This window comes from Nocardioides stalactiti (assembly GCF_014180715.1).
Taxonomy (GTDB): domain Bacteria; phylum Actinomycetota; class Actinomycetes; order Propionibacteriales; family Nocardioidaceae; genus Nocardioides; species Nocardioides stalactiti.
Window position 1 is genome coordinate 1 of the sequence record NZ_JACEFC010000176.1, and the last position, 6,025, is coordinate 6,025.

A 6,025-nucleotide genomic window follows, 5' to 3' on the forward strand; every position below is an offset into this window, starting at 1 on the left:
GCCTCGGCGTACTCACGGGCGTCGGTCGCGCGTTCGGCGACCGTCGCCGCGCTGGCCGCCACGATCGGGGCTGCCTTGTCGCGGGCGTCCTGGAGCGCGGGCAGCGCGGTGTCGTTGACGAAGACCTTGGCCTGGTCGATCGCCGTGCGGCCGTAGGCCTCTGCCTGGTCGAGCAGCGTCTTCTTCTTGCGGAGTCCCATCGCCGAACCCTTTCCGAGTGTCGAGGAAATGTGGGCAGCCCGAAGAGCCACCGTCTTGTCCACTACCCCATCCCACGTCCGGCAGACCGTCGGAACGGCGTCGGTTGTCGCCCCCGTAGGATCGCAGCGAGCGCGCGGGCACCGGCGCCCGCGCAGACCAGCAGTGCGAAAGGCAGTCATGGCGGACCAGCAGGCCATCCTGAAGACGAACAAGGGCGACATCACGATCAACCTGTTCCCCAACCACGCGCCCGAGACGGTCGCGAACTTCACCGGCCTCGCGACCGGCGAGAAGGCCTACTCGACCCCCAACGGCCGCACCGGCCCGTTCTACGACGGCCTCGCCTTCCACCGGGTCATCGCGGGCTTCATGATCCAGGGCGGGTGCCCGCTCGGCACCGGAACCGGTGGCCCGGGCTACCAGTTCAAGGACGAGCCGCACCCCGAGCTGGTCTTCGACAAGCCCTACCTGCTCGCCATGGCCAACGCCGGCCCCGGCACCAACGGCTCCCAGTTCTTCATCACCGTGGGGGCGACCCCGTGGCTGAACTTCAAGCACACGATCTTCGGTGAGGTCGCCGACCAGGCCGGCCGCGACGTCGTCGACGCCATCGCGGGCGCCGCGACCGGTCCGATGGACAAGCCGACCGAGCCGATCGTCATCGAGTCGGTCGAGATCACCGAGGCCTGAGTGTCTGAGTCTGCGGCCGGGGTGCCGACGTGCTACCGGCACCCCGACCGCGAGACCTACGTCCGGTGCCAGCGCTGTGACAAGGCGATCTGTCCGGACTGCATGAGGGAGGCGTCGGTCGGGTTCCAGTGCCCTGACTGCGTCAAGGAGGGCGCACGCAGCGTGCGTCAGCCCAGGGCCGCGTACGGCGGCCAGCGGTCGACCGACCCGCAGCGAACCTCGATGGTGCTCGTCGGCCTCAACGTCCTGGTCTGGCTCGCCATCGTGGCGACGGGTTGGGCGACCAGCTCGCTCCTCGCGCGCCTCGCGCTGCTGCCCGCGGGCAGCTGCCGGGACGCGGACGACACCGGCATCCGCTACCCCAACGCGATCACCGAGCAGTTCTGCTCCCAGGTCGCGGGGACGGCCTGGTACCCCGGCGTCTCCGACGGTGCCGTGTGGCAGCTGCTCACGAGCGTTTTCACCCACGAGAACCTGCTCCACATCGGCTTCAACATGATGGCGCTGTGGTTCCTCGGCCCGCAGGTCGAGGCGGTGCTCGGCCGGGCCCGCTTCCTCGCGCTCTACCTCGTGGCCGGCTTGGCCGGGTCGGTCTGCGTCTACTGGTTCTCCGGTGAGCACACCGCGACGCTCGGTGCGTCCGGCGCGGTCTTCGGGCTGATGGGCGCCCTGGTCGTCGTGATCCACAAGGTCGGCGGCAACCTGCAGAGCATCGGCGGCTGGTTGCTCATCAACGGGGCGATCACGTTCCTCGTCCCCGGCATCTCGTGGCAGGGCCACCTCGGTGGTTTCCTCGGCGGGCTCGCCGTCACGGCCGTTCTGGTCTATGCGCCCAAGGACCGACGCACCCTGGTGCAGGTGCTCGGCGTCGGCCTGATAGCGCTGCTGCTCGTCGTCGCGACGATCGGCCGCACTGTCGTCCTGGCCTGATTCATCCCCAGGTTTTCCCACAGGTGTGGGTAACTACAACGATGTAGTTATCCCCCGGTGTGGAGAAACCTGGGGATGAACAGCACGACCCCCCGCCGGTCCGGCGGGGGGTCGAGTGCTGTCGGGGTGCTGTTCGGGTGCGGCGAGCCCGCTACTCCCACTTGGTGGCGAAGGTGAACCCGACCGCCATGAACGCGATGCCGACGAAGAGGTTCTTCTGACCGAGGTCGTTGAAGATCGCGAGGTCCTGCGCGTTGTCGCCGGTGCCGACGACGTAGTAGGTGCAGATCCACACCAGGCCGACGAGGAAGCAGCCGAGCATGCCGATGACGACACCGCGGCCGCGGCCCAGCGGCGTCGAGGGGTGGGCGGCGATCATCAGGGCGAGCATGATCGCGCCGAAGCCGATCAGGTAGTTCCACTCCTGCAGGTCGCCGACGAAGTTCCAGCCGGTGACGACGCCGGGCTCGAAGCTCTCCGGGTCGAGCGCGGGCTTGTCGTCGTCGCCGAAGCCGGCGACCGGCCGCACGGCGACGTAGTAGTAGGCCAGCCAGCCGATGCCGCCGAGGAAGAGCACGAGCGAAGCAACCCCGCGCACGCTGAGGATCGGTCCGCTCGACGGGTCGAAGACCGACTTGTCCGAACGCTTGAGGCTCGGGCGGGAGAACTTCACTTCAGGGCTCCTCGATTGATGCTGCTGACAGGGGCTTCGGCTGCCAGGGACAGACACGGGCGGTACGACGTACAAGCGACGCCTACCCTAGACACTATGACGGGTGCACACGCGGCTGGGCCGACGCCAGGCCCGCCGGAGCGCCCGACGCGCTCTCGGCGTCCGCTGGCGTGGCGGGCCGGCACACCCGTCGTCGCGCTGCTGAGCGGCGCCCTCTTCATCACCTCGGCGGCGGACAGTCGCGGGACAGACCTGCGGCCCGGCCGCTACACCGACCTCGCCGGACTCGTCGCGGAGGAAGCGGCCGACTACGAGGAGATCCGGCAGGAGCTGGTCGACCTCGAACAGGAGGTCGACGACCTCACCGAGGACGTCGAGTCGCTGCGCGTCACCCGGACCCGGGGCCGGATCGAGGAGCTCAAGGACCCCGCCGGCCTCGAGCCGCGCCGCGGGCCCGGGCTCTCGATCACGCTGTCGGACTCCCCGGACGACATCCTCGACGAGGCCGTCGCCCACGACGTCAAGGTCGACCGGCTGGTCGTTCACCAGCAGGACATCCAGGCGGTGGTCAACGCCCTGTGGACCGGCGGCGCGACCGCGGTCACGATCGCGGGCCAGCGGGTGATCACGACGACCGGCATCAAGTGCGAGGGCAACGCGGTCCAGCTCCAGGGCGTGCCCTATCCCCAGCCCTACGTGATCCAGGCGGTGGGCGACCCGGTGGCGCTGATGACAGCGATCGATGCCGACCCGCTGGTCACCGGCTACCGCGCCGACGCCGCCAACCCCTACGTCGACATCGGGTGGGACCTCTCCACCGAAGACCTCGTCGAGGCACCGGCGTACGACGGCCTGCTCGACCTGCGCTACGCCGAGCCGGTCGACCGCAGCGGCTGACGCCCCCGGCCGCGGCTACTCGTCGACCTGTCCCGGCGGCGGGAAGTCGAGCGGGTCGAGCGGGTCGCTGCCGAACGCCACCTCGTCGCCGTCGCTGAAGGTGTCGGCATCGGTGTCCGGGTTGGCGGGGTCGGTGCCGATCGAGGCCTCGTCGGTGTCGGTGAGCCCGTCGCCGTCGGTGTCGGTCTCCGGCGGCGGCGCCGAGGTCGTGGGCTCCACGTAGATGGAGACGAAGATGGTGACGGTGTCGCCCTGGTCGAGCTCGGTGCCCTCGCCCGGGATCACGTCGGTGACCTCGCCCTTGGGCGCCTCCGACGCAGCGTCCTCGCGGACGTCGACCTGGAAGCCCGCCTCGAGGATCGCCCGCTCGGCCTCGCCCTGCCGGCTGCCGATCAGCCCCTCCGGCACGGTCTCGGGACCGTCGGAGACGCAGAGCGTCACGGTGTCGTCGCGCCCGACCGAGGACTGCGGCCGCGGGGTCTGCTCGACGACGGTGCCCTTCGCGTCGTCGGTGTCGCACTCCTCGGGCGCCACCATGATGTTCTTGCGCTTGATGCCGGCGGCGACGAGCTCGTCGATCGCGACCCGCTCGAGCTTGTTGGTGACGTCCGGCATCGCGAAGTCGCACCCGCCGCTGCTCAGCACCAGGGTCACCTCGGACCCGGGGGACACGTAGGTCTCCCCCTCGGGCTCCTGGTCGATGACCTGGCCGGCGTCGTACTGGTCGCTGCACTGGCGCTGCTTGTCGTCGATGGCGAGGCCCTCGTCGGCGAGCTGGTCGCGCGCGTCGTCGCGCTGGAGACCGATGACGCCGGGGACCTGGACGTCGGTCGGCTCGTCCGGGAACAGCTTGGGCAGCGAGAAGAACGCGCCGGCGAGGAGCGCGAGCAGGAGCAGGCCCAGGACCAGCCACAGCCAGACCCGGGAGCGGCCGTCGTCCTCCTCCAGCGGCGGGACCGCGCGGTGGCGGACCATCGTCTCGTGGGTGCCGGTGGCCGGCACGACCGCGGTCGGCGGCGGGTCGTCGTCGACCATCGGTGGTGGCGCGACCGCATGGACCGGGCGTCCGGCGAGGTAGTGCTCGATGTCGGAGCGCATCTGGGCCGCCGACTGGTAGCGGTCCTCGACCCGCTTCGCGAGCGACTTCATGACGATCGCGTCGATCTGCGGCGTCAGGTCGGTGTCGTGCCGCGACGGGGGGACGGCGGGCTCGCGGACGTGCTGGTAGGCGACCGCCACCGGGCTGTCGCCGACGAACGGCGGCCGGCCGGTGAGGAGCTCGTAGAGCAGGCAGCCGGCGGAGTAGACGTCGGAGCGGGAGTCGACGGTCTCCCCCCGCGCCTGCTCCGGGGAGAGGTACTGCGCGGTGCCGACGACCGCCGCGGTCTGGGTCATCGACGACGCCGCGTCGCTGATCGCGCGGGCGATGCCGAAGTCCATGACCTTCACGTCACCGGCTGGTGTGAGCATCACGTTGCCCGGCTTGATGTCGCGGTGGATGATCCCGGCGCGGTGGCTGTAGTCCAGCGCGGACAAGACTCCGCTGGTGATCTCCAGCGCCCGCTCGGGGAGGATCTTGCGGCCCTCGCGCAGGATGTCGCGCAACGTCCGGCCGGCGACGAACTCCATCACGATGTAGGGCTGCATGACGGTGTCGCCACCGTCGTCCTTCGGCTCCTCGCCAGTGTCGTAGACGGCGACGATCGCGGGGTGGTTGAGCGAGGCCGAGGACTGGGCCTCGCGCCGGAAGCGCGCCTGGAACGTGGCGTCGCTGGCCAGGTCGGTGCGCAACCGCTTCACGGCGACCACGCGGCCGAGGCGGGTGTCGATGCCCTTGCGGACCTCCGCCATGCCGCCGCGGCCGAGCAGCTCACCGAGCTGGTAGCGGCCACCGACCGTCCCTGAACCCCCGGTCTGTCCGGGCGGGTCCGTGGGCCCGGCGTTGCTCATCCTCAGCCACCTTCCGTCGTGTCGGTGCCACCAGTGTCGGTGGCCGTGGAGTCGCTCGTCGGCGGCGTCTCGGTGGTCGGCGGCGCGGTCGAGGCCGCGGCTCCCCAGTAGTGGACGTCGACCGTGTCGCCCTCCTGGAGGGTGCCGGTCGGGTTGACGCTGACGACGGTGTCCTCGGCCTGGTCGCCGGGGTTGGCGTCCTCGAACAGCCGGACCTGGAGACCGAGCAGCTGGAGCTCGCGCTCGACGTCGGCCACGTCACGACCGACGTAGTCCGAGGCGACGACCTCGATCGGCTCCGGGGCGGTCGTGGTCGGCGTCGTCGGGTCGGTCGCCGAGGTCTCGCTGGTCGGCGTGGTCGGATCCGTCGGGGCCGAGGTGGTCCGGTCGTCGGTCGTGGGGGCGGTGTCGTCCTCGCCGCCCAGGACGAGCGCGACGACCGCTACCGCCGCGGCGACGAGGAGCAGCACGAGCAGGACGGCCGGCCAGGGCGACCTCTTGCGCAGCTGCGGGGCGGGCGTGCCCTGGTAGGCCACCGGCCGGTCGAGCCGCGGCGTCGGCTCGAGCGGTACGGCGGCGACCCCGGCGACCGCCTGGTCGGAGGTGCGGGGGAGCACGGCGGTGCTGTCGGGGGCCGGCGCTGCGTGGCGGGGCGGAGGAGCGATCTCGGCGCCGCGGAGGGCC

7 protein-coding genes are annotated in these 6,025 nt (G+C 71.0%); 3 read left to right on the top strand and 4 right to left on the bottom strand.

Annotation, left to right across the window (positions count from 1 at the left end):
- Nucleotides 1-200 (bottom strand): hypothetical protein (locus H0487_RS21295; protein ID WP_183096228.1); only part of this gene is annotated, 200 nt, incomplete at its 3' end.
- 178 nt (nucleotides 201-378) lie between these two features.
- Between H0487_RS21295 and H0487_RS21300 the strand changes: the two genes are divergently transcribed.
- Together H0487_RS21300 and H0487_RS21305 are read left to right on the top strand one after the other, a co-directional pair.
- On the top strand, nucleotides 379-891 hold the full coding sequence (locus H0487_RS21300) for a peptidylprolyl isomerase (protein WP_183096229.1): 513 nt from the start codon (nucleotides 379-381) through the stop codon (nucleotides 889-891).
- Complete coding sequence (locus H0487_RS21305) at nucleotides 892-1,821, top strand: rhomboid family intramembrane serine protease (protein ID WP_183096230.1); 930 nt, start codon at nucleotides 892-894, stop codon at nucleotides 1,819-1,821. It abuts the gene before it with no gap.
- A 151-nt stretch (nucleotides 1,822-1,972) separates the two neighbouring features.
- Here the strand turns inward: H0487_RS21305 and H0487_RS21310 are convergent, their stop codons facing one another.
- Nucleotides 1,973-2,494, bottom strand: coding sequence for a cell division protein CrgA (locus tag H0487_RS21310; protein ID WP_183096231.1), 522 nt, complete (start codon nucleotides 2,492-2,494; stop codon nucleotides 1,973-1,975).
- A 96-nt stretch (nucleotides 2,495-2,590) separates the two neighbouring features.
- Here H0487_RS21310 and H0487_RS21315 point away from each other — a divergent pair, with 96 nt between their 5' ends.
- Nucleotides 2,591-3,391 (top strand): DUF881 domain-containing protein, encoded by an 801-nt coding sequence (locus H0487_RS21315; RefSeq protein WP_183096232.1) that lies wholly within the window; start codon nucleotides 2,591-2,593, stop codon nucleotides 3,389-3,391.
- 15 nt (nucleotides 3,392-3,406) lie between these two features.
- Here H0487_RS21315 and pknB read toward each other — a convergent pair whose 3' ends face one another.
- Both pknB and H0487_RS21325 read right to left on the bottom strand, forming a co-directional pair.
- Nucleotides 3,407-5,341: a Stk1 family PASTA domain-containing Ser/Thr kinase gene (gene pknB / locus H0487_RS21320; RefSeq protein ID WP_183096233.1), complete on the bottom strand. Its 1,935-nt coding sequence runs from the start codon at nucleotides 5,339-5,341 to the stop codon at nucleotides 3,407-3,409.
- A 2-nt stretch (nucleotides 5,342-5,343) separates the two neighbouring features.
- Nucleotides 5,344-6,025 (bottom strand): PASTA domain-containing protein (locus H0487_RS21325; RefSeq protein ID WP_183096234.1); only part of this gene is annotated, 682 nt, incomplete at its 5' end.

What these genes read in the sequence shown, in the direction of transcription:
- H0487_RS21300 (WP_183096229.1), top strand. Translation starts at nt 379, where the DNA reads ATGGCGGACCAGCAGGCCATCCTGAAGACGAACAAGGGCGACATCACG.
- H0487_RS21315 (WP_183096232.1), top strand. Translation starts at nt 2,591, where the DNA reads ATGACGGGTGCACACGCGGCTGGGCCGACGCCAGGCCCGCCGGAGCGC.
- pknB (WP_183096233.1), bottom strand. Translation starts at nt 5,341, where the DNA reads ATGAGCAACGCCGGGCCCACGGACCCGCCCGGACAGACCGGGGGTTCA.